At 71.7% G+C, this 19358-nt stretch carries 22 protein-coding genes and 3 tRNA genes; 19 read left to right on the top strand and 6 right to left on the bottom strand.

All coding sequences use genetic code 11. From position 1 onward, the window contains the following. Positions 1 to 73: 73 nt before the first annotated feature. Both ACIGAQ_RS19230 and ACIGAQ_RS19225 read left to right on the top strand, forming a co-directional pair. Complete coding sequence (locus tag ACIGAQ_RS19230; RefSeq protein WP_394814198.1) at positions 74 to 979, top strand: ABC transporter ATP-binding protein; 906 nt, start codon at positions 74 to 76, stop codon at positions 977 to 979. Then, positions 976 to 1737: an ABC transporter permease gene (locus ACIGAQ_RS19225; RefSeq protein ID WP_311680370.1), complete on the top strand. Its 762-nt coding sequence runs from the start codon at positions 976 to 978 to the stop codon at positions 1735 to 1737. Before ACIGAQ_RS19230 ends, ACIGAQ_RS19225 begins: the two co-directional genes overlap by 4 nt. A gap of 77 nt (positions 1738 to 1814) precedes the next feature. Here ACIGAQ_RS19225 and ACIGAQ_RS19220 read toward each other — a convergent pair whose 3' ends face one another. Then, a complete protein-coding gene (locus ACIGAQ_RS19220; RefSeq protein WP_311680368.1) occupies positions 1815 to 2057 on the bottom strand; it encodes a hypothetical protein in 243 nt (80 codons plus the stop codon). A gap of 234 nt (positions 2058 to 2291) precedes the next feature. On the opposite strand from ACIGAQ_RS19220, the gene ACIGAQ_RS19215 reads away from it, so the two are divergent. Next, the gene (locus ACIGAQ_RS19215; protein ID WP_399784192.1) at positions 2292 to 2903 is read left to right on the top strand and encodes a CAP domain-containing protein; all 612 of its coding nucleotides are present in this window, start codon (positions 2292 to 2294) and stop codon (positions 2901 to 2903) included. A gap of 7 nt (positions 2904 to 2910) precedes the next feature. Here ACIGAQ_RS19215 and ACIGAQ_RS19210 read toward each other — a convergent pair whose 3' ends face one another. Next, positions 2911 to 3984: a glutamate dehydrogenase gene (locus tag ACIGAQ_RS19210; RefSeq protein WP_399784189.1), complete on the bottom strand. Its 1074-nt coding sequence runs from the start codon at positions 3982 to 3984 to the stop codon at positions 2911 to 2913. Between the two features lie 241 nt (positions 3985 to 4225). On the opposite strand from ACIGAQ_RS19210, the gene rox reads away from it, so the two are divergent. Next, on the top strand, positions 4226 to 5656 hold the full coding sequence (gene rox, locus ACIGAQ_RS19205) for a rifampin monooxygenase (protein WP_399784186.1): 1431 nt from the start codon (positions 4226 to 4228) through the stop codon (positions 5654 to 5656). 179 nt (positions 5657 to 5835) lie between these two features. Next, on the top strand, positions 5836 to 6048 hold the full coding sequence (locus ACIGAQ_RS19200; RefSeq protein ID WP_094054425.1) for a hypothetical protein: 213 nt from the start codon (positions 5836 to 5838) through the stop codon (positions 6046 to 6048). A 66-nt stretch (positions 6049 to 6114) separates the two neighbouring features. Here the strand turns inward: ACIGAQ_RS19200 and ACIGAQ_RS19195 are convergent, their stop codons facing one another. Together ACIGAQ_RS19195 and ACIGAQ_RS19190 are read right to left on the bottom strand one after the other, a co-directional pair. After that, positions 6115 to 6771, bottom strand: coding sequence for an NAD(P)H-binding protein (locus tag ACIGAQ_RS19195; protein ID WP_362276948.1), 657 nt, complete (start codon positions 6769 to 6771; stop codon positions 6115 to 6117). Between the two features lie 122 nt (positions 6772 to 6893). Then, a complete protein-coding gene (locus ACIGAQ_RS19190; RefSeq protein WP_399784182.1) occupies positions 6894 to 8147 on the bottom strand; it encodes an amidohydrolase family protein in 1254 nt (417 codons plus the stop codon). 243 nt (positions 8148 to 8390) lie between these two features. On the opposite strand from ACIGAQ_RS19190, the gene ACIGAQ_RS19185 reads away from it, so the two are divergent. From ACIGAQ_RS19185 to ACIGAQ_RS19145, 9 genes are all read left to right on the top strand, one after another. Next, positions 8391 to 8463, top strand: a tRNA-Thr gene (locus ACIGAQ_RS19185). Positions 8464 to 8508: 45 nt separating this feature from the next. Then, positions 8509 to 8581: transfer RNA gene (locus ACIGAQ_RS19180), tRNA-Met, on the top strand. 89 nt (positions 8582 to 8670) lie between these two features. Next, the gene (gene rpmG, locus ACIGAQ_RS19175) at positions 8671 to 8835 is read left to right on the top strand and encodes a 50S ribosomal protein L33 (RefSeq protein ID WP_003948671.1); all 165 of its coding nucleotides are present in this window, start codon (positions 8671 to 8673) and stop codon (positions 8833 to 8835) included. A gap of 100 nt (positions 8836 to 8935) precedes the next feature. Continuing rightward, the gene (locus ACIGAQ_RS19170; RefSeq protein WP_094054427.1) at positions 8936 to 9388 is read left to right on the top strand and encodes a MaoC family dehydratase N-terminal domain-containing protein; all 453 of its coding nucleotides are present in this window, start codon (positions 8936 to 8938) and stop codon (positions 9386 to 9388) included. A gap of 8 nt (positions 9389 to 9396) precedes the next feature. Continuing rightward, a complete protein-coding gene (locus ACIGAQ_RS19165) occupies positions 9397 to 9825 on the top strand; it encodes a MaoC family dehydratase (RefSeq protein WP_399784645.1) in 429 nt (142 codons plus the stop codon). A gap of 113 nt (positions 9826 to 9938) precedes the next feature. Next, positions 9939 to 10508, top strand: a complete 570-nt coding sequence (locus ACIGAQ_RS19160; protein WP_311680358.1) for a TetR/AcrR family transcriptional regulator — start codon at positions 9939 to 9941, stop codon at positions 10506 to 10508. A gap of 101 nt (positions 10509 to 10609) precedes the next feature. Beyond that, complete coding sequence (locus tag ACIGAQ_RS19155; RefSeq protein WP_399784177.1) at positions 10610 to 12046, top strand: DHA2 family efflux MFS transporter permease subunit; 1437 nt, start codon at positions 10610 to 10612, stop codon at positions 12044 to 12046. 37 nt (positions 12047 to 12083) lie between these two features. Then, complete coding sequence (locus tag ACIGAQ_RS19150) at positions 12084 to 12464, top strand: DUF3291 domain-containing protein (RefSeq protein WP_311680356.1); 381 nt, start codon at positions 12084 to 12086, stop codon at positions 12462 to 12464. Between the two features lie 94 nt (positions 12465 to 12558). Then, positions 12559 to 13614, top strand: coding sequence for a UDP-N-acetylmuramate dehydrogenase (locus ACIGAQ_RS19145; protein ID WP_399784174.1), 1056 nt, complete (start codon positions 12559 to 12561; stop codon positions 13612 to 13614). A gap of 235 nt (positions 13615 to 13849) precedes the next feature. On the opposite strand, the gene ACIGAQ_RS19140 is transcribed toward ACIGAQ_RS19145, so the two are convergent. Both ACIGAQ_RS19140 and ACIGAQ_RS19135 read right to left on the bottom strand, forming a co-directional pair. Then, positions 13850 to 14881: an adenosine deaminase gene (locus ACIGAQ_RS19140; protein ID WP_362276962.1), complete on the bottom strand. Its 1032-nt coding sequence runs from the start codon at positions 14879 to 14881 to the stop codon at positions 13850 to 13852. A gap of 138 nt (positions 14882 to 15019) precedes the next feature. Beyond that, positions 15020 to 16246: a pyridoxal phosphate-dependent aminotransferase gene (locus ACIGAQ_RS19135; RefSeq protein WP_094054433.1), complete on the bottom strand. Its 1227-nt coding sequence runs from the start codon at positions 16244 to 16246 to the stop codon at positions 15020 to 15022. A gap of 306 nt (positions 16247 to 16552) precedes the next feature. Between ACIGAQ_RS19135 and ACIGAQ_RS19130 the strand changes: the two genes are divergently transcribed. The 5 genes from ACIGAQ_RS19130 (at position 16553) to rplA (ending at position 19336) form a co-directional block, all read left to right on the top strand. Further along, positions 16553 to 16625 (top strand) — tRNA-Trp (locus tag ACIGAQ_RS19130). 108 nt (positions 16626 to 16733) lie between these two features. After that, positions 16734 to 17018, top strand: coding sequence for a preprotein translocase subunit SecE (gene secE, locus ACIGAQ_RS19125; protein ID WP_094054434.1), 285 nt, complete (start codon positions 16734 to 16736; stop codon positions 17016 to 17018). 80 nt (positions 17019 to 17098) lie between these two features. Further along, complete coding sequence (gene nusG / locus ACIGAQ_RS19120) at positions 17099 to 17926, top strand: transcription termination/antitermination protein NusG (RefSeq protein ID WP_311680353.1); 828 nt, start codon at positions 17099 to 17101, stop codon at positions 17924 to 17926. Between the two features lie 169 nt (positions 17927 to 18095). Further along, positions 18096 to 18530: a 50S ribosomal protein L11 gene (rplK, locus tag ACIGAQ_RS19115; RefSeq protein ID WP_093613725.1), complete on the top strand. Its 435-nt coding sequence runs from the start codon at positions 18096 to 18098 to the stop codon at positions 18528 to 18530. A gap of 80 nt (positions 18531 to 18610) precedes the next feature. Beyond that, positions 18611 to 19336 (top strand): 50S ribosomal protein L1, encoded by a 726-nt coding sequence (gene rplA / locus ACIGAQ_RS19110; RefSeq protein WP_311680351.1) that lies wholly within the window; start codon positions 18611 to 18613, stop codon positions 19334 to 19336. Positions 19337 to 19358 lie beyond the last annotated feature (22 nt).

The following is a 19358-nucleotide window of genomic DNA, read 5'->3' as shown; positions in this document are numbered from 1 at the left end:
AGCCCCGACCCGCCGCCGCAGCCGCGCCGGGCGGCGCCGTCCGGCGCTCCGGCCGCTGCGAGCGGAGCCGAACGTGACGAAACTCAGTGGAGTCGTGCAGCAGACCGAGACCAGCCCAGCGCTGCCGGGGGACCTTCCCGCCGTGGCCGCCTACGGACTGCGGGTGGTCCGCGGCCGCCACACGGTCCTGCAGGACGTCAGCTTCACCGTTCCCCGCGGCTGCATCGTCGGCCTGCTCGGGCCGAGCGGCTGCGGCAAGACGACGCTGCTGCGGTCCGTGGTCGGCGTGCAGCAGACCACCGCCGGCCACGTCCAGGTCCTCGGCTACGCGGCCGGCGCACCGCAGTTGCGCACCCGCGTCGGCTACGTCACCCAGGCCCCGTCGGTCTACGCGGACCTGACCGTCCTGGAGAACCTGCGCTACTTCGCCGCCGCCCTCGGCATGCGCGGCTGGCGCCGGGAGGACGCCGTGGTGCGCGTGGTGAAGGAGGTCGACCTGGCCTCGTACGCGGACAAGCTGGTCGCCCGGCTGTCGGGCGGCCAGTACTCGCGGGTCTCCCTGGCCGTGGCGCTGCTGAACAAGCCGGACCTGCTCGTGATGGACGAACCGACCGTCGGCCTCGACCCCATGGTGCGCCGGGAGTTGTGGCTGGTGTTCCAGCGGCTGGCCGAGGAGGGCACCACCCTGCTGGTCTCCAGTCACGTCATGGACGAGGCCGACCGCTGTGACCGGCTGCTGCTGATGCGGGCGGGGCGGCTGCTGGCCGGGGCCGACCGGGAGACGCTCCTGGAGCACACCGGCTGCGACGACGTGGAAGAGGCGTTCATGCACCTCGTGCAGGCCGCGACCGAGGCCGAGGAACGCGCCCGGCGGCGGGCGGCGGCGCAGAGCCTGCTGCCCACGCTGCCCGGCCTGCTCGACCAGGGCGGCGCCCCCGAGGCGGAACGGGCCTACTTCGCCACGGACCCGGCCCGGTGAGCGGCCTCGGACTGGCCGAACGGCTGCCGTTCTCGCCCACCATCACCGGCGCGACCGCGGTCCGGGTGCTCCAGCAGATCTCCCGAGACAAGGGCAGCACGGCGCTGCTGCTGGGCATCCCGTGCATGCTCATGGTGCTGCTGAAGCTGATGTTCCACGACTCGGAGGCCACGTTCGAACGAGTCGGGCCGCAGGTCTTCGGCATCTTCCCGGTCATCGTGATGTACCTGGTGGCGTCCGTGTCGACACTGCGGGAGCGCACCACCGGCACCGCCGAGAGACTGCTGACGATGCCCGTGCGACGGCTGGACATCGTGCTCGGCTACAGCCTCGCCTTCGCCTTTCTGGCGCTCCTCCAGGCCGTCCTGTCCACGCTGCTGTCCATCGGCCCGCTCGGCCTGGACATCAAGGGCCCCGCGTATCTGCTGATGGTCATCGCCATGCTCGGCGCACTGCTCGGGCTGGCGCTGGGGCTCCTGGTCAGTGCCTTCGCGCGCAACGAGTTCCAGGCGGTGCAGTTCCTGCCCGCCGGGGTGCTGCCGCAGTTCCTGGTCTGCGGCCTGTTCGTCCCGCGCGACGAGATGCACGGCGCCCTGTCGGCGGTGGCCAAGGCCATGCCGATGACGTACGCCGTGCAGGCAGCCGGCGAGGCCGCCACGCACACCGGGGTCACCGGGCTGTTCGTCCGCGACGCGCTGCTCATCCTGGGGTGCGTGGTCCTGGTCCTGGTGGCCAGCGCGACCACCCTGAAGCGCTGACCCGCCCGCTCTCCCCGCACCCGACGCGAACGACCGAGGGCCGCCCGTGGGGCGGCCCTCGGCACGGTCAGGTCCCGCTAGTCGCGCACGCCCCAGGAGAAGCCGCCCGAGACGGAGCCGTAGCGGGGGAACTCGAACGGACCGAAGTGCAGCGGCCGGTCGTGGCCGTGGCCGCCGCCCCCGAATCCGTCGGGGCCGGGGTTGCCGATGGCGGCGGCCGCCGGCTGCGCCGAAGCGGCGGCGGCCATCACCGTCCCGCCCGCGGTGAGAGCCAGTGCGGCGAGCGACACGACAGCGATGCGGCGAACCCGCAGCGACATGAGAAACCTCCACGAGGAAAAGAAGGGGAAGAGCAGGAAAGGGAAGAGAGAACGAGCGCGTCCCAGCCTAGTCACGAAAGTCACCCGTACCGGCGCGGGAAATGCCGCATTCCCTCGAAGGAACGGCTGGACACAACAGCGGAATTAAATATCGGTACGGTGGGCATCGCACTCCGCCGACTCCGGCGACTCCGGGCTGACTCCGACGGACGCAGAGAAAAGAAGAGAGAAAAGATGACCGGGATGCGCAGGGCCGCGCTCGCCCTGGGAGGCACTCTCCTCGCCTGGACCGGACCGCCCGTGGCGCCGCCACCGCCACACGTACCGCCGCCACCGCCGCACTACGAGGCACCCGCGTGGCCCCCGCCCGCACCCGCACCCGCGCCCGGACCCGGCCCCGGACCCGGACCCGACAGGGCACCGCGGGACGGCACGGCGTACGCCCTTCCGGAGCGGTCCCGCGACAGCGCGGCGGCCGAGGTCGTCGCCGCCGTCAACCGGCACCGGGTCCAGGCCGGCTGCCGTCCCGTGCGGCTGCTGGCCTCCCTCAACCGGGCCGCTCAGGGGCACAGCGCCGACATGGCCCGCCGGCAGCGCCTCACCCACACCGGGGACGACGGCAGCGGCCCGGCCGCCCGGATGCGGGCGGCCGGCTTCGACCCCGGCCACACCGCCGAGAACATCGCCGCGGGTCCCCGCACGCCCGAGGCCGCCGTCCGCACCTGGATCGACAGCCCCGGGCACCGGGCCATCATCCTGACCTGCCGGTACACCCACGCGGGGGTCGGCGTCGCGCCCGGCCACGGGGGACCCTGGTGGACGCTGGACCTGGCCACGGGCCGCTGAGCGGGCCTCAGGCGAGATCGTCGTCCCACCACCACGCGACGTCCGGAGCACCCTCCAGCGGACCCGGGCGGGTGTCCGACGGATCCTGCGCCCAGGTCAGCGCGGTGTCCTCCATGGCGTCGGGCCACCGTCCGAGGCTGAGGTAGCGGGGTACGCGCAGGCCCCACTCGTTGTTGCCGCGGATGCCGTGGCGCAGCCCCCGCAAGTAGGCCGCGAGCTCCGGGCCGGCCGTCGGGCGGACCCGGTCGTGCAACCGCAGGAACCGCAGCAGGACGCGGTCCCGCAACCCGTTCGCCGCCTCGACCGCCTGCTGCAGCGTCAGGTCCCGCTCGTGCATCAGGACGGTGTAGATGTTCTGGTCGGCCTGGTCCCGGGCCCGCTCCTTGGGCAGTGAGTGCCGGTCGTTGTCGAGGGCCGCCACCAGGATGGCCATCTCCTTCAGCGCCCGTACCGCCGGCCGGTACAGGTCGCGGTCGGGCACCTCGGCTCCGTCGGCGATCTCCAGCATCGCGAAGGTCGGCTCGCCGCCCGCCGACAGCAGCCGCATCGTCAGGAAGTCGTTCAGGCCGGGCATCCGCCCCAGCGCCTGGTTGCCGACCTGCCAGGCCACGCCCGACAGCCAGGCGCGGTGCGCGTGCGCGAACCTGCCCACCTGGGCGGGCGTCCCGAGCGACCGGAAGAGCCGCACGATGTCCCGCAGCGCCCCGATGTACCGGTCCGTGCCGGCCGCCGTGTCGTTCTCGCACGCCCGCTGCACCTGGCAGGCCAGCGCGTTGAACTGCGCCGGGCGCGTGCTGAGCGGGCCCCGGTCGCAGCGCGCGTCGTCGAAGCCGAAGCCCCAGTACACCCACAGGGCCGTAGCGAGCAGCCGGTCGTCGTCGGCGTCCGGGACGAACCGGGCGTAGAAGTCGGTGCTGTGCGTCGCGACGACCCAGGCCAGTTCCTCCTCGGAAGCGCACATGCCGCTGCGTGCGATCCACTCCTCGGCGCGTTTCTCGATCTGCCGGGCGCGCGGATGGACGGCCGATTCCAGCGGGCAGAAAAGAGGCGGCAGTTCCACCTCGGACACACGAGATCCCATGGGGAGGATCATCTGGGACCTGCGGGTGCGAGGCGACACGAACACCCGGTCACCGGAAAAGACACACAGGCGGCCCAGCTGATAAGCGGAGAGAAAAAGGGAGAAAAGCAGAAAGGCAAGGAGTCGGATACTCCCTGCCACTCTCAAGATATAGCGCACGGGGGGACTTGCGGCAAGGCCCCCGGCAGGGCGCAGAATCCTCCGCCTGAGCCCGGAAAGGGCGTAGGAACAGGGGGCTGTCGTGTTCGATGTGATCATCGTCGGTGGCGGGCCGACCGGCATGATGCTCGCCGGCGAGCTGCGGCTGCACGGCGTGGACGTGGTCGTGCTGGAGAGGCTGGCGGAGCCGACCGGGCAGACGCGCGCGCTCGGCCTGCACGTGCGCAGCATCGAGGTGCTGGACCAGCGAGGCCTGCTGGAGCGGTTCCTGTCGCTCGGCACCGGGCACGAGACCGGGGGGTTCTTCGCCGGCATCACGGCGCCCCGGCCCGCCCGGCTGGACACCGCGCACGCGTACGTCCTCGGCATCCCGCAGCCCGTCACCGAGCGCCTGCTGGCCGAGCACGCCGCCGAGGCCGGTGCCGGGATCCGGCGCGGCCACGAACTGGCCGGGCTGAGCCAGGACGACGACGGTGTGACGGCCGAGCTGTCCGACGGCACCCGGCTGCGCTCGCGCTACCTCGTCGGCTGCGACGGCGGCCGCAGCACGGTGCGCGGGCTGCTCGGCGTCGGCTTCCCCGGCGAGCCGAGCAGGGCCGAGACGCTCCTGGGCGAGATGGAACTGACCGCTTCACAGGAGGAGTTGGCGGCCGTGACGGCCGAGGTCCGCCGGACGCACTTCCGGTTCGGCGCCATGCCCACCGGGAACGGGCTGTACCGCGTCATCGTGCCGGCCGAGGGTGTGGCCGGGGACCGCACGATCCCGCCGACCCTGGAGGAGTTCAGGCGGCGGCTGCGAACGTGCGCGGGCACCGACTTCGGGATCCACTCACCGCGCTGGCTCTCCCGTTTCGGTGACGCCACCCGGCTGGCCGAGCGCTACCGCACCGGCCGGGTCCTGCTGGCCGGCGACGCGGCGCACATCCATCCGCCGACCGGCGGGCAAGGGCTCAACCTCGGTCTCCAGGACGCCTTCAACCTCGGCTGGAAACTGGCCGCGGAGGTGCGCGGCTGGGCACCGGAGGGCCTGCTGGACACCTACCACGCCGAACGCCACCCGGTGGCCGCCGCCGTGCTGGACAACACCCGCGCGCAGATGCACCTGCTGACACCCGAGCCGGGGCCGCGGGCCGTACGGGGGCTGCTGGCGGAGCTGATGCGGTTCGAGGAGGTGAACCGGTACCTCACCGAGAAGGTCACCGCCGTCTCGGTCCGCTACGACCTCGGCGAGGGCCACCCACTGCTCGGCCGCCGGCTCCGGGACGTGCGGCTGCGGCAGGGGCGCCTCTACGAGCGGATGCGCGAGGGCCGCGGTCTGCTGCTCGACCACACTGGCGGACGGCTGTCGGTGACGGGCTGGGAGGACCGCGTCGACCACGTCGTGAACACCGGCGGGGAACCGGACGTCCCCGCGGTCCTGCTCCGCCCGGACGGCCACGTGGCGTGGGTGGGCGAGGACCAGCGGGACCTGCTGCCCGGGCTGTCCCGCTGGTTCGGTACGGCGACGGGCTGAGCGGCGACGGGGTGAGCGTGGCTGGGATGACCGCGCGGGCCGCTCGACCCTGCCGGAGCGACCACGCGGTCACAATCAAGCGAAGCCAATCGATGGAGCAGGCAGCTGGATTGAGGGCTGGGGACAGGCCAGGCCAGGGGAGAGGCGTACCGGCGCCGCCCGCGCGGCACACTGACCCCATGTCCTCCCGTCGCAGAACGTGCCCCGAGTGCCGCCGCGAGATCGCCGTCGTCGCCGGGCGGTACGCGCGCCACGACCCGCCCGGCGCCCGCGAGCACGGCGAACTCACCTCGTGCCCGGGCTCCCGCCGCCACGCCCTGCCCGGCCCCGAGCAGCCGTCCCTGGACGGCTACACGGTTCCGGACTTCCCGGGCCAACTACCGTTGTTCTAGCCGGACCTGCCGAGCGAGCCGGCGGGTCCTTGGCCTGTTCCGGGCGGGCCGGCCGGAGCGGCCGCCTCAGTTGCCGGCGACCGACTTCACGGCGACCGACACCGGCGCCGAGCCGCTGATCAGCTCCAGCGTGAGCCCGGCCGTCGCCGGGGTGTCCACCAGCTCGGCCAGGACGGCGGCCACGTCGTCACGCGGGATCGGCCCGCGGCCCGTGTGCGCCTCCAGGCGGACGAGGCCGGTGCCGGCGTCGTCGGTGAGCTGACCGGGGCGCAGGACCGTCCAGTCCAGGGCGTCCAGACTCCGCACGTACGCGTCGGCCTCGCCCTTGGCGCGCAGATACACGTCGAAGATCTCGTCGCCCCGGTGTTCCGGGTCGGCGCCCATCGACGACACGATCACGAACCGCCGCACACCCGCCTGGACGGCCGCGTCCGCGAAGAGGACCGCCGCGGCCTTGTCGACGGTGTCCTTGCGGGCCGCCCCGCTGCCCGGGCCCGCGCCCGCCGCGAAGACCGCCGCGTCCGCGCCCCGCAGCCGCTCGGCGACCTCGTCCACGGACGCCGACTCCAGGTCGAGCACGACCGGTTCGGCACCGGCCTGCCGCAGGTCGTCGGCCTGCTCGGCCTTGCGGATGAGCCCCGCCACCTCGTCCCCGCGCCCGGCGAGCAACCGCTCCAGCCGCAACGCGATCTGACCATGACCACCAGCGATGACAATGCGCATGCCTTCGACCGTACGCCCGCACGGCCCCGCCCGCCGCACGACCCGTGCCACGTCTGGGAAGTCCCGCCCGCCGCACGACCCGTGCCACCGACGCCCCTCCGCCGGCCCGCTGCCTGCCCGTCCTAGGACACCTGCCCCCGCCCCTGACGCGGCAGTCCCAGTTCCACCGCGGCAGTCGAACTGCAGTACTCCCGCACCGCGCTGGTCCGCGCCACCACGCGCCCCCGGTGCACGACCACCCGGCTGTACGCCAGCGAGAGCGCCCCCGCCAGCCGGTCCCCGCGCACCGCGAGCAACTCGGCCGGGAAACCCGCCTCCACCCGCACCTCGGGCAGCCCCAGCACCGCCCGCGCCGACGAACTCACCGCGTCGTACGCCTCCTCGGGCGACAACCCGTGACGCGAGGCCAGCAGGAAGGCGGCCTCCAGCGGATCGCCACGCCCCACCGGATTGGACACGTCCCGCAGCGCCCCGCTCCCGGCGGCCACCCGCACCCCGGCCGCGCGCAGCAGCCGTACCGGCGCCGTGCCCCGCTGTTCGACCCCGCAGCAGCCGCCCTGTGGCAGGCAGACCACCGCCACCCCGGCCGCGGCGAGTCGGTCCGCCGTCCGCGAGGCCACCTCGGAGGGCAGCCGGCCGAGGTCGCCGCACGGGCTGAGCGTCACCCCGGGGCGCAGCCCGCCCGCCATCGCCGCGAGCCGGGCCAGCCGTGCCGGGTCCCCGGCGTCCGTGTGCAGGTCGACGGGGCAGCCGTGCTCGGAGGCCACCTCCAGGACCGCCTCCACGTACCCCGCCGGATCCGGGTCGAGGTCGGGCCGGCCGCCCACCACCGAGGCGCCCATCTTCACCGCGTCCCGCAGCATCGCCAGCCCGTCGGCCCCGGCCACCCCGGTCAGCACCCGCGGCATCGCCACGGTCGTCAGCTCCGCCAGCCCCCGCAGCGCCCGCCGCGCCTGCAGCACCGCCCCCAGCGCACCCAGCCCCTGGACGTCCCCCACGCGCACGTGCGCCCGCAGCGCCGTCGTCCCGTGCCCGAGCTGGAGCAGCGCGGCCTCGGTCGCCCGGCGCTGGACGTCCTGGGGCTCGTGGGAGGCAGGGCCCTCGCGGTCGGCCGACAGGGCGGTGTCGGCGTGCGCGTGCGGCTCGGCAGGGGCCGGCAGCAGCAGATAGCCCCGCAGATCGATCCGGGCGCCGCACGCGTGCGTGCCGCCCAGACTGCCGGCCGTGCCGACCGCCTCGATACGCCCGCCGTCCAGCCGCACGTCCACGGTCCTGCCGTCGGTGAGCCGCGCTCCGCACAGCAGCAACGACGACGTCTCTCCGGGGCCCGGCGAGGACGACGGGGGACGTGGCGGCTGTGGCTGGCTGTCGGGCATCGCGCTCCAGGGGCTCGGGCTGTGCACGCGAGGACGCATGATCACTCAGAGTGAGACGAGCCTAGGGCGGCCCCCCGCCCGTCGCGGGGAGGAGCGCAATAGTCGTACTGGTGTGGTCCCCGGCGCGGTCCCGGCGTGGTCGGGTGCGCGGAACGGCGGGAACACGGGGGCGGGCGGCCCGGGCGGGTGCCCCGAAACGGATTTGGGCGAACGGCGGGCGAGCGTGTAATGTCTTCATCGCTCGCCCCAATAGCTCAGTCGGCAGAGCGTCTCCATGGTAAGGAGAAGGTCAACGGTTCGATTCCGTTTTGGGGCTCTGGTGTGACTGGTTCCGTCGCGAGGCGGGGCCGGACCACATCAAAGCGGTGTAGCTCAGTCGGTAGAGCAAGCGGCTCATAATCGCTGTGTCACCGGTTCAAGTCCGGTCACCGCTACTCTCAGTAGCCGATTGCGGGGTCGGTCCTTCGATCGGCTACTCTTCTTGCGTTAATACAGTCCATCCGTTCGTCTTAGGAGCACTCACGTGGCTGCCACCGACGTCCGCCCGAAGATCACGCTGGCCTGCGTGGAGTGCAAGGAGCGGAACTACATCACCAAGAAGAACCGGCGTAACAACCCGGATCGCCTGGAGATGAAGAAGCACTGCCCGCGTTGCAACGCGCACACCGCGCACCGCGAAACGCGATAAATCAGGCTCGTACACGAGGCCGCTCCCGAGAGATCGGGGGCGGCCTCGCGTCGTTGAGTGACCCATACCGGTCAGTAGAGCTACCAGGAGGTGCCGAGCCATGGCGCTCGACCAGTCCTTCGTGGGGCGGACGTACCCGCCCACCGCGCCCTACGAGGTGGGCCGCGAGAAGATCCGTGAGTTCGCCGAGGCGGTCGGGGACGCCCACCCGGCGTACACGGACGCGGAGGCCGCCAAGGCGCTCGGCCACCCCGACGTGATCGCCCCGCCGACCTTCGTGTTCTCGATCACCTTCAAGGCCGCCGGCGAGGTCGTCCAGGACCCCCAGCTCGGCCTGGACTACAGCCGCGTGGTGCACGGCGACCAGAAGTTCGCCTACCGCCGCCCGGTCCGGGCCGGTGACCGGCTCACCGTCACCTCGACCATCGAGTCGATCAAGTCCCTCGCGGGCAACGACATCCTGGACATCCGCGGCGAGGTCCACGACGAGGCCGGCGAGCACGTCGTGACCGCCTGGACCAAGCTCGTGGCCCGCGCGGCCGAGGAGGCGTGAGCGATCCCATGACGGCGAAGATCTCCTGGTCCGACGTCGAGGTCGGCACCGAACTGCCGGGGCGGACGTTCCCCGTGACCCGCGCCACCCTCGTGCAGTACGCGGGTGCCTCCGGCGACTTCAACCCGATCCACTGGAACGAGAAGTTCGCCAAGGAGGTCGGTCTGCCGGACGTCATCGCCCACGGCATGTTCACGATGGCCGAGGCGATCCGCGTGGTGACCGACTGGGCCGGCGACCCGGGTGCCGTCGTCGAGTACGGCGTCCGCTTCACCAAGCCCGTCGTCGTCCCGAACGACGACCTGGGTGCCGTGATCGAGGTCGGCGGCAAGGTCGCGGCCAAGCTCGACGACAACACCGTCCGCGTGGACCTGACGGCGACCTGCGCCGGACAGAAGGTGCTGGGCATGTCGCGGGCGGTCGTCCGGCTGGCCTGAGCCGGCGAGAGGGACGAGGTCAGGGGCGCCCTTCCGCCGGAGGGCGCCCCTCGCTCGCGAGATCCGGCGGTACCCGCTTGACGTAGTTAGTGATTGAGTACTAACTTAGCTGCATGCCCAGGATGAGTGCGGAGGAGCGACGCGAGAGCGTCATCCGGGCCGCGACGACCGAATTCGCCCGCGGTGGCTACCACGGCACGTCGACCGAGGCGATCGCCCGGCGCGTCGGGGTCTCGCAGCCCTACCTGTTCCGGCTCTTCCCGGGCAAGAAGGCGATCTTCCTGGCCGCGGCCGAGCGCTGTGTGGAGGACACCATCCGCACCTTCGCGGAGGCCTCCGAAGGGCTCGAAGGCCAAGAGGCCCTGCACGCCATGGGCAACGCGTACACCAAGGTCATCGAGGAGCGGCCCGAGCGGCTCCTGATGCAGATGCAGATGTACGTCGCGGTGAAGGCCGCCGACGAGGAGGGCGACCACGAGTTCGGCGAGTCGGTGCGGGCCGGCTGGATGCGGCTGTGGGACACCGTCCATCTGCCGCTCGGGGCCGACCCCGCCGAGACGACCCAGTTCATGGCGTACGGGATGCTCATCAACTGCCTGGTCGCCATGGGATTCCCGCCCGAGCACCGCGTCTGGGAGGGCATGTACCCCTCGGCGCGCGCCAAGGGGCGGCTGCAGCACTGACCCGGGAAGCCGGTTGCGCTGCGCCGCTTCATGTCCGCGAAAGTTAGTAATCAATAACTAATCGATCATCGCAGAGCACAGCACACACTCCTGGGGGAGCGATGTCACAGCAGACCGCACGCCGCGGGGGAGCCGCCTGGGCCCTCGTCATCACCAGCGTCGCCGGATTCATGGCGGCCCTCGACAACCTCGTCGTCACCACCGCCCTGCCCTCCATCCGCGAGGACCTCGGCGGTGGCCTGCACGACCTGGAATGGACCGTGAGCGCCTACACGCTCACCTTCGCCGTCCTGCTGATGTTCGGCGCGGCCCTCGGTGACCGCTTCGGCCGCCGCCGGCTCTTCCTCGCCGGACTCGCCGTCTTCACCGGCGCCTCCGCCGCGGCGGCCATGGCGCCCGGCATCGACTCCCTCATCGCCGCCCGCGCGGTCCAGGGCGCCGGCGCGGCCGTGATGATGCCGCTGACCCTCACCCTGCTGACCGCGGCCGTGCCCGCCGCCAAGCGGGGCATGGCCTACGGCATCTGGGGCGCCGTCAACGGACTCGCCGTCGCCTCCGGGCCGCTGGTCGGCGGCACCCTCACCGAACACATCTCCTGGCAGTGGATCTTCTGGCTGAACGTCCCGCTCGGTCTGGCCCTGCTGCCGCTCGCCCGTCTCCGTCTCGCCGAGTCCCACGGCACCGGAGCCCCCCTCGACATCCCCGGCACCCTGCTCGCCAGCGGCGGCCTCTTCGGCATCGTCTACGGCCTGGTCCGCGGCCCCGTCGACGGCTGGACCGGCGGCCTGGTGCTCACGGGCCTGTTCGCGGGCGCGGCGCTGCTGGCCGGCTTCGTCCTCTACAGCACCCGCGCCAAGAACCCCATGCTCCCCATGCGGCTGTTCCGCTCCCGGGCGTTCTCCGGCATCAACGCGGCGAGCCTGCTGATGTTCCTCGGCATGTTCGGCTCGATCTTCCTGCTCAGCCAGTACATGCAGGGCGTCCTCGGCTACTCGCCCACCGAGGCGGGCCTGCGGATGCTGCCCTGGACCGGCATGCCGATGCTCGTCGCCCCCGTCGCCGGCATCCTGGCCGACCGGATCGGCGGCCGCCCGGTCGTCGCCGCGGGCCTCTTCCTCCAGGCCCTCGGCCTCGGCTACATGGCGGTCGTGGCCACGGCGGACGCCTCCTACGCCGCCCAGCTGCCCGCCCTGATCATCAGCGGGATCGGCATGGCCCTGTTCTTCGCCCCCGCCTCCCACCTGGTCATGTCCAGCGTCCTGCCCCGGGAGCAGGGCATCGCCTCCGGCGCGAACAACGCCCTGCGCGAGGTCGGCGGAGCGCTCGGCATCGCCGTCATGGCGTCGATCTTCTCCGCCCAGGGCGGCTACGAGACCGGCCGGACCTTCGTCGACGGCATGCGGCCCGCCCTGGTCACGGGCTCCGCGGTGGTCGCCCTGGCGGGTGTCGCGGCCCTGCTGATCCCGAGCCGCCGCCGCACCGGGCCGCAGGCCGCCCCGGCCGAACCGGCGCCGGTGCTGGAGACGGCCTCCCACTGACCCCCCGGCCTCAGGACCCCGACAAGGAGAAACGGCCATGCCCACCCTCCCCTGGACCGTCCCGAACACCCCGCCCCAGGGCACCGAGGTGCACGTCTTCGCCTCCCGCTTCGAGACCCGCACCCTGTGGGGAGCGCTGAAGTTCCTCGCCGGCACCCCCGCCGTCTGGCGGCAGGTCCGCCGCAGCCCCGGCGCCTACGGGGCCACCCTGAGGGCGAAGCCCTTCCGGCGGACCTTCTGGACCCTGTCGGCCTGGGAGTCGAAGGACGCGCTCCACGCCTTCGTCCGCGCGGGCGCCCACGGACCCGCCGCCCGGGGTCTCGCCCCGCAGATGCGGGACGCGTCCTTCACCACCTGGCAGGCGAGCAGCGACGACCTCCCGATCACCTGGACCGAGGCGCTGCGCCGCCTGCCCTGACCGTCACCACGCGCGCGTGCGGCCCACGTCCGTCCGACGGGGGCCGCACCCACGCGTGCGGGGGCCTCCGATGCCGTCTCGTACTCTTGAGCCCGTGCAGGAACTCCACGACGCCCCCCTCGCCCCGCTGACCACCTTCCGGCTGGGGGGACCCGCGACCCGGCTGGTCACCGCCACGACGGACGACGAGGTCGTCGCCGTCGTCCGGGAAGCCGACGAGACGGGGACGCCCCTGCTGCTCATCGGCGGCGGCTCGAACCTGGTCATCGGCGACAAGGGCTTCGACGGCACCGCCCTGGTCATCGCCACCGAGGGCTTCTCCCTCGACGGCACGAGCCTGGAGCTCGCCGCCGGCGAGGTCTGGACCGACGCGGTCGCCCGTACGGTCGAGGCGGGCCTGGCCGGCATCGAGTGCCTGGCCGGCATCCCCGGCTCGGCGGGCGCGACGCCCATCCAGAACGTCGGGGCGTACGGCCAGGAGGTCTCCTCCACGATCACCGAGGTCGTCGCCTACGACCGCCGCACCGGCGAGACGGTCACCCTCTCCAACGAGGACTGTGCCTTCTCCTACCGCCACAGCCGCTTCAAGTCCGACCCCGAGCGCTACGTGGTCCTGCGCGTCCGCTTCGCCCTGGAGGACGCCGACGGCCTCTCCGCGCCCCTGCGCTACGCCGAGACGGCCCGGGCGCTCGGAGTCGAGCCGGGCGACCGCGTCCCGCTCGCCTCGGCCCGTGAGACGGTGCTCAAGCTGCGGGCCGGCAAGGGCATGGTCCTGGACCCCGAGGACCACGACACGTGGTCGGCCGGGTCGTTCTTCACCAACCCGATCCTCACGGACCCGGACTTCGCCACGTTCCGGGCGCGGGTGCGCGACCGGCTCGGCGACGAGGTGGAGCCGCCGGCGTACCCGGCAGGCGAGGGCCGTACGAAGACGTCCGCGGCCTGGCTGATCGACAAGGCCGGCTTCACCAAGGGGTACGGGGACGGTCCGGCCCGGATCTCCACGAAGCACACGCTGGCGCTGACGAACCGCGGCAGCGCGACGACGGAGGACCTCCTCGCCCTGGCCCGCGAGGTCGTGGCCGGTGTCCACCAGGCCTTCGGCATCACCCTGGTCAACGAGCCGGTGACGGTCGGGGTCAGCCTGTAGCCACCGCGGCGTTGCTGCTGGTGCCGGGTGGGCCCGCAACCCGGCGGAGCGCACGCATGCCCGCGGCCAGGGCGGACCCGCACCCGCCGTCGTACGCCAGGGGACGTGCCGGGGGGTGTCCGCCCGCAGCGGTCGGCGCGTCGACGCACAGTCAGTCGGCACGCAACCCCATCGCGCCGTTCCGAGGACGGACACCCCCCCCGGCGCGGCGGCGACCCGCACTCGGCGTCGGGCGCTACGACACCAGCCACGCGTCCACCCCCGCCAGCAGTTCCTCCTTCACCCCCTCCGGGGCCGCCGACCCCCGGACCGACTGCCGGGCCAGTTCCGCGAGCTCCGCGTCCGTGAAGCCGTGATGGACCCGCGCGATCTCGTACTGCGCCGCCAGCCGGGAGCCGAACAGCAACGGGTCGTCCGCGCCCAGCGCCATCGGCACCCCCGCCTCGAACAGCGTCCGCAACGGCACGTCCTCCGGCTTCTCGTACACCCCCAGCGCCACGTTCGACGCCGGACACACCTCGCAGGTCACCTGCCGGTCCGCCAGCCGCTTCAGCAGCCGGGGATCCTCCGCCGCCCGCACGCCGTGCCCCAGCCGGTCCGCCCCCAGGTCGTCCAGACAGTCCCGCACCGACGCCGGCCCGGTCAGCTCACCCCCGTGCGGCGCCGACAGCAGCCCGGCCTCCCGGGCGATCGCGAACGCCCGGTCGAAGTCCCGCGCCATGCCCCGCCGCTCGTCGTTGGACAGCCCGAACCCGACCACGCCCCGGTCCGCGTACCGCACCGCCAGCCGCGCCAGCGTCCGCGCGTCCAGCGGATGCTTCATCCGGTTCGCCGCGACGAGCACCCGCATCCCGAGCCCGGTCTCCCGCGAGGTCGTCTCCACCGCGTCCAGGATGATCTCCAGCGCCGGGATCAGCCCGCCCAGCCGCGGCGCGTACGACGTCGGATCGACCTGGATCTCCAGCCACCCCGACCCGTCCCGCAGGTCCTCCTCCGCGGCCTCCCGCACCAGCCGCTGGATGTCCTCCGGCTCCCGCAGGCACGAGCGCGCCGCGTCGTACAGCCGCTGGAAGCGGAACCAGCCCCGCTCGTCCGTCGCCCGCAGGCTCGGCGGTTCCCCGCTGATCAGCGCCTCACTCAGCGCGTCGGGCAGCCGGACCCCGTACTTGTCGGCCAGTTCCAACACCGTCGAGGGCCGCATCGACCCGGTGAAGTGCAGGTGCAGATGGGCTTTCGGCAGCTCAGAGACATCACGTACACGCTCCATCCCAAGATCCTGCCGCACGCCTCAGCCGTCCCGGTAGCGGTTTCCCCGAACGTGGTCTTGCTCGCACGGGCAGACGAGAAAAAGCGGGCCGCTCCCCGCAAGGGGAACGGCCCGCCGGCGCCTCGCGTGAGGCACAGGTCAGTCCCTGGCCTCCGCCAGCAGCTTCTGGATCCGGCTCACGCCCTCGACGAGGTCCTCGTCCCCCAGCGCGTACGACAGCCGCAGGTACCCGGGCGTACCGAACGCCTCACCCGGCACGACCGCGACCTCGGCCTCCTCCAGGATCAGCGCGGCCAGCTCGACCGTGTCCTTGGGCCGCTTGCCCCGGATCTCCTTGCCGACCAGCGCCTTCACGGACGGGTAGGCGTAGAACGCGCCCTCCGGCTCCGGGCAGACCACGCCGTCGATCTCGTTCAGCATCCGCACGATCGTCTTGCGGCGCCGGTCGAACGCCTCCCGCATCGTCGCCACGGCGTCCAGGTCACCGGAGACGGCGGCCAGCGCCGCGGCCTGGGCGACGTTGGAGACGTTGGACGTGGCGTGCGACTGCAGGTTCGTCGCGGCCTTGACCACGTCCTTCGGGCCGATGATCCACCCGACGCGCCAGCCGGTCATCGCGTACGTCTTCGCGACACCGTTGACCACGACGCACTTGTCGCGCAGCTCGGGCAGCACCGCCGGGAGCGACACCGCGGAGGCGCCGCCGTAGACGAGGTGCTCGTAGATCTCGTCGGTCAGCACCCACAGGCCGTGCTCCACGGCCCAGCGGCCGATGGCCTCGGTCTCCTGCTCGCTGTAGACCGCGCCGGTCGGGTTCGACGGCGAGACGAAGAGCACGACCTTCGTCTTCTCCGTACGGGCCGCCTCCAGCTGCTCCACGGTCACGCGGTAGCCGGTCGTCTCGTCGGCGACGACCTCCACCGGGACACCCCCGGCCAGCCGGATCGACTCCGGGTAGGTCGTCCAGTACGGCGCGGGCACGATGACCTCGTCGCCCGGGTCGAGGATCGCGGCGAAGGCCTCGTAGATCGCCTGCTTGCCGCCGTTGGTGACGAGGATCTGCGAGGCGTCGACCTCGTAGCCCGAGTCGCGCAGCGTCTTCGCGGCGATCGCGGCCTTCAGCTCGGGCAGACCACCGGCCGGCGTGTAGCGGTGGAACTTGGGGTTCTTGCAGGCCTCGATCGCGGCCTGGACGATGTAGTCCGGGGTCGGGAAGTCGGGCTCACCGGCGCCGAAGCCGATCACCGGCCGCCCGGCGGCCTTGAGGGCCTTGGCCTTGGCGTCCACGGCGAGGGTGGCGGACTCGGAGATCGCGCCGACTCGGGCGGAGACCCGGCGCTCGGTGGGAGGGGTTGCAGCGCTCATGGGCCCCATCGTTTCAGACAGGAAACCCGGGCGGCACGGGGGTTTCACAGACTGAACAACGCCGGGCAAACCCCTGAACACCAGTCCGGATCCCGCGTGCGGCCAGGTCGATCTTCAGCCGATATCCCGGCATCCGGTGGCCTCACGGCAGGCGATCTTCCGCCAACGTGCCCGTCCCGCGGCCCTATCTGTTCGACGACCGGCCGCGGACCACGTACACTCTCACCTCGTTGGCCTCTCGCAGGCCGCGCCCGTCCGGTGCACACCAAGCATCCGGACGGATGCGGTACGTTGGGGGACACACAAAGGGTCGTAGCTCAATTGGTAGAGCACTGGTCTCCAAAACCAGCGGTTGGGGGTTCAAGTCCCTCCGGCCCTGCTACACACACCTTCGCCAGGATGTGTGCGCATGTACGTACAGCAATGCACCGCCGTGCGGCTCAGACCGGGCGCGGCACGGCCACGACCCGGAATCAGGTGAGGACGAGTGACGGACGCCGTGGGCTCCATCGACATGCCTGATGCCCAGGACGAGGCGCCGGAGTCCAAGAAGACCCGCAAGGGCGGCAAGCGCGGAAAGAAGGGCCCGCTGAAGCGGCTCGCCCTCTTCTACCGCCAGATCGTCGCGGAGCTGCGCAAGGTCGTCTGGCCGAGCCGCAACCAGCTCACGACGTACACGACCGTGGTGATCATCTTCGTCGTCATCATGATCGGCCTGGTCACCGTGATTGACTATGGGCTCAGCCACGCCGCCAAGTACGTGTTCGGCTGAGCAGCCCGCGAAGAGCGCCGAGGTACCCGGCGCTCCTTTCGCATGTTCCACCCCTATGTATCCAGGAAGAAGCAGCCACCGTGTCTGACCCGAACGTGAACGACGCCATCGAGCCCGTCGAGTCCGTCGAGGACGAGCTCGACACCGTCGAGGGCGCGGACAGCGAGGACACCGAGACCTCCGCCGAGGTCGAGGCTGCCGACGCCGTCGCGGACGACGACGCCGCCGAGGCGGAGACCGAGACCGGTGAAGAGGTCGAGGCCGAGGCCGAGGAAGAGCCCGAGGACGACCGCGACCCGATCGAGAAGCTCCGCGAGGAACTGCGCGTCCTGCCCGGCGAGTGGTACGTCATCCACACCTACGCCGGCTACGAGAACCGCGTGAAGACCAACCTGGAGCAGCGCGCCGTCTCGCTCAACGTCGAGGACTACATCTTCCAGGCCGAGGTGCCGCAGGAAGAGGTCGTCCAGATCAAGAACGGCGACCGCAAGACGATCAAGCAGAACAAGCTCCCGGGCTACGTCCTGGTCCGCATGGACCTGACGAACGAGTCCTGGGGCGTCGTCCGCAACACCCCCGGCGTGACCGGCTTCGTGGGCAACGCCTACGACCCGTACCCGCTGACCCTGGACGAGATCGTCAAGATGCTCGCCCCGGAGGCCGAGGAGAAGGCCGCCCGCGAGGCCGCCGAGGCCGAGGGCAAGCCGGCTCCGCAGCGCAAGGTCGAGGTCCAGGTGCTGGACTTCGAGGTCGGCGACTCGGTCACCGTCACCGACGGCCCGTTCGCCACGCTGCAGGCGACCATCAACGAGATCAACCCCGACTCGAAGAAGGTCAAGGGCCTCGTGGAGATCTTCGGCCGCGAGACGCCGGTCGAGCTCTCCTTCGACCAGATCCAGAAGAACTAGGTTCTTCCGGACTCACAGCTTCCGCGCAGGTCAGGCGAACGCTCCGGCGCTTGTCTGACCTGCTCGGTTTTTGGCCGCGCATCCATACCCGTTATCGTTGTGCGGTATGCCTGCATCCGGGTGGTCCCCGGGCGCGGGCAGGACCCGAACCGAAAGGACCCGGAGAGCTATGCCTCCCAAGAAGAAGAAGGTCACGGGGCTCATCAAGCTCCAGATCCAGGCCGGTGCCGCCAACCCGGCCCCGCCGGTCGGCCCCGCGCTGGGTCAGCACGGCGTCAACATCATGGAGTTCTGCAAGGCCTACAACGCCGCGACCGAGTCGCAGCGTGGCTGGGTCATCCCGGTGGAGATCACGGTCTACGAGGACCGCTCCTTCACCTTCATCACGAAGACCCCGCCGGCCGCGAAGATGATCCTCAAGGCCGCGGGCGTGGAGAAGGGCTCCGGCGAGCCGCACAAGACCAAGGTCGCCAAGATCACCCAGGCGCAGGTCCGCGAGATCGCCGAGACCAAGATGCCCGACCTCAACGCCAACGACCTGGACGCCGCGTCGAAGATCATCGCCGGCACCGCCCGTTCCATGGGCATCACGGTCGAGGGCTGAGAACCCACCTCGTAGACAAGCAGTAGTGGCAGGGCCTGCTCGGCCCGGACCACGACTCCTAAGAATCCACAGGAGCAGTAGTGAGCAAGCGCAGCAAGTCCCTTCGCGCTGCGGACGCCAAGGTCGACCGGGAGAAGCTCTACGCCCCGCTCGAGGCCGTCCGTCTCGCCAAGGAGACCTCCACGACCAAGTTCGACGGCACCGTCGAGGTCGCCTTCCGCCTGGGTGTCGACCCGCGCAAGGCCGACCAGATGGTCCGTGGCACCGTGAACCTCCCGCACGGCACCGGCAAGACCGCCCGGGTCCTGGTCTTCGCGACCGGTGACCGTGCCGAGGCCGCGCGTGCCGCGGGCGCCGACATCGTCGGCGCCGACGAGCTGATCGACGAGGTGTCGAAGGGCCGTCTGGACTTCGACGCCGTCGTCGCCACCCCGGACCTCATGGGCAAGGTCGGCCGCCTCGGCCGCGTGCTCGGTCCGCGTGGTCTGATGCCGAACCCGAAGACCGGCACCGTCACCCCCGACACCGCCAAGGCCGTCACCGAGATCAAGGGCGGCAAGATCGAGTTCCGCGTCGACAAGCACTCGAACCTGCACTTCATCATCGGCAAGACGTCGTTCGACGACACCAAGCTGGTGGAGAACTACGGCGCCGCGCTGGAGGAGATCCTCCGTCTGAAGCCGTCCGCCGCCAAGGGTCGCTACATCAAGAAGGCCGCCATCACCACCACGATGGGCCCCGGCATTCCGCTCGACCCGAACCGCACCCGCAACCTCCTCGTCGAGGAGGACCCGGCCGCGGTCTGAGCCTTCCGGCTCACGCAACCGG

It is taken from the genome of Streptomyces sp. NPDC085932, from assembly GCF_044540525.1.
In the GTDB taxonomy this organism is placed as follows: Bacteria; Actinomycetota; Actinomycetes; order Streptomycetales; family Streptomycetaceae; genus Streptomyces; species Streptomyces levis.
This window is presented reverse-complemented; position numbering and strand designations above follow the sequence as displayed.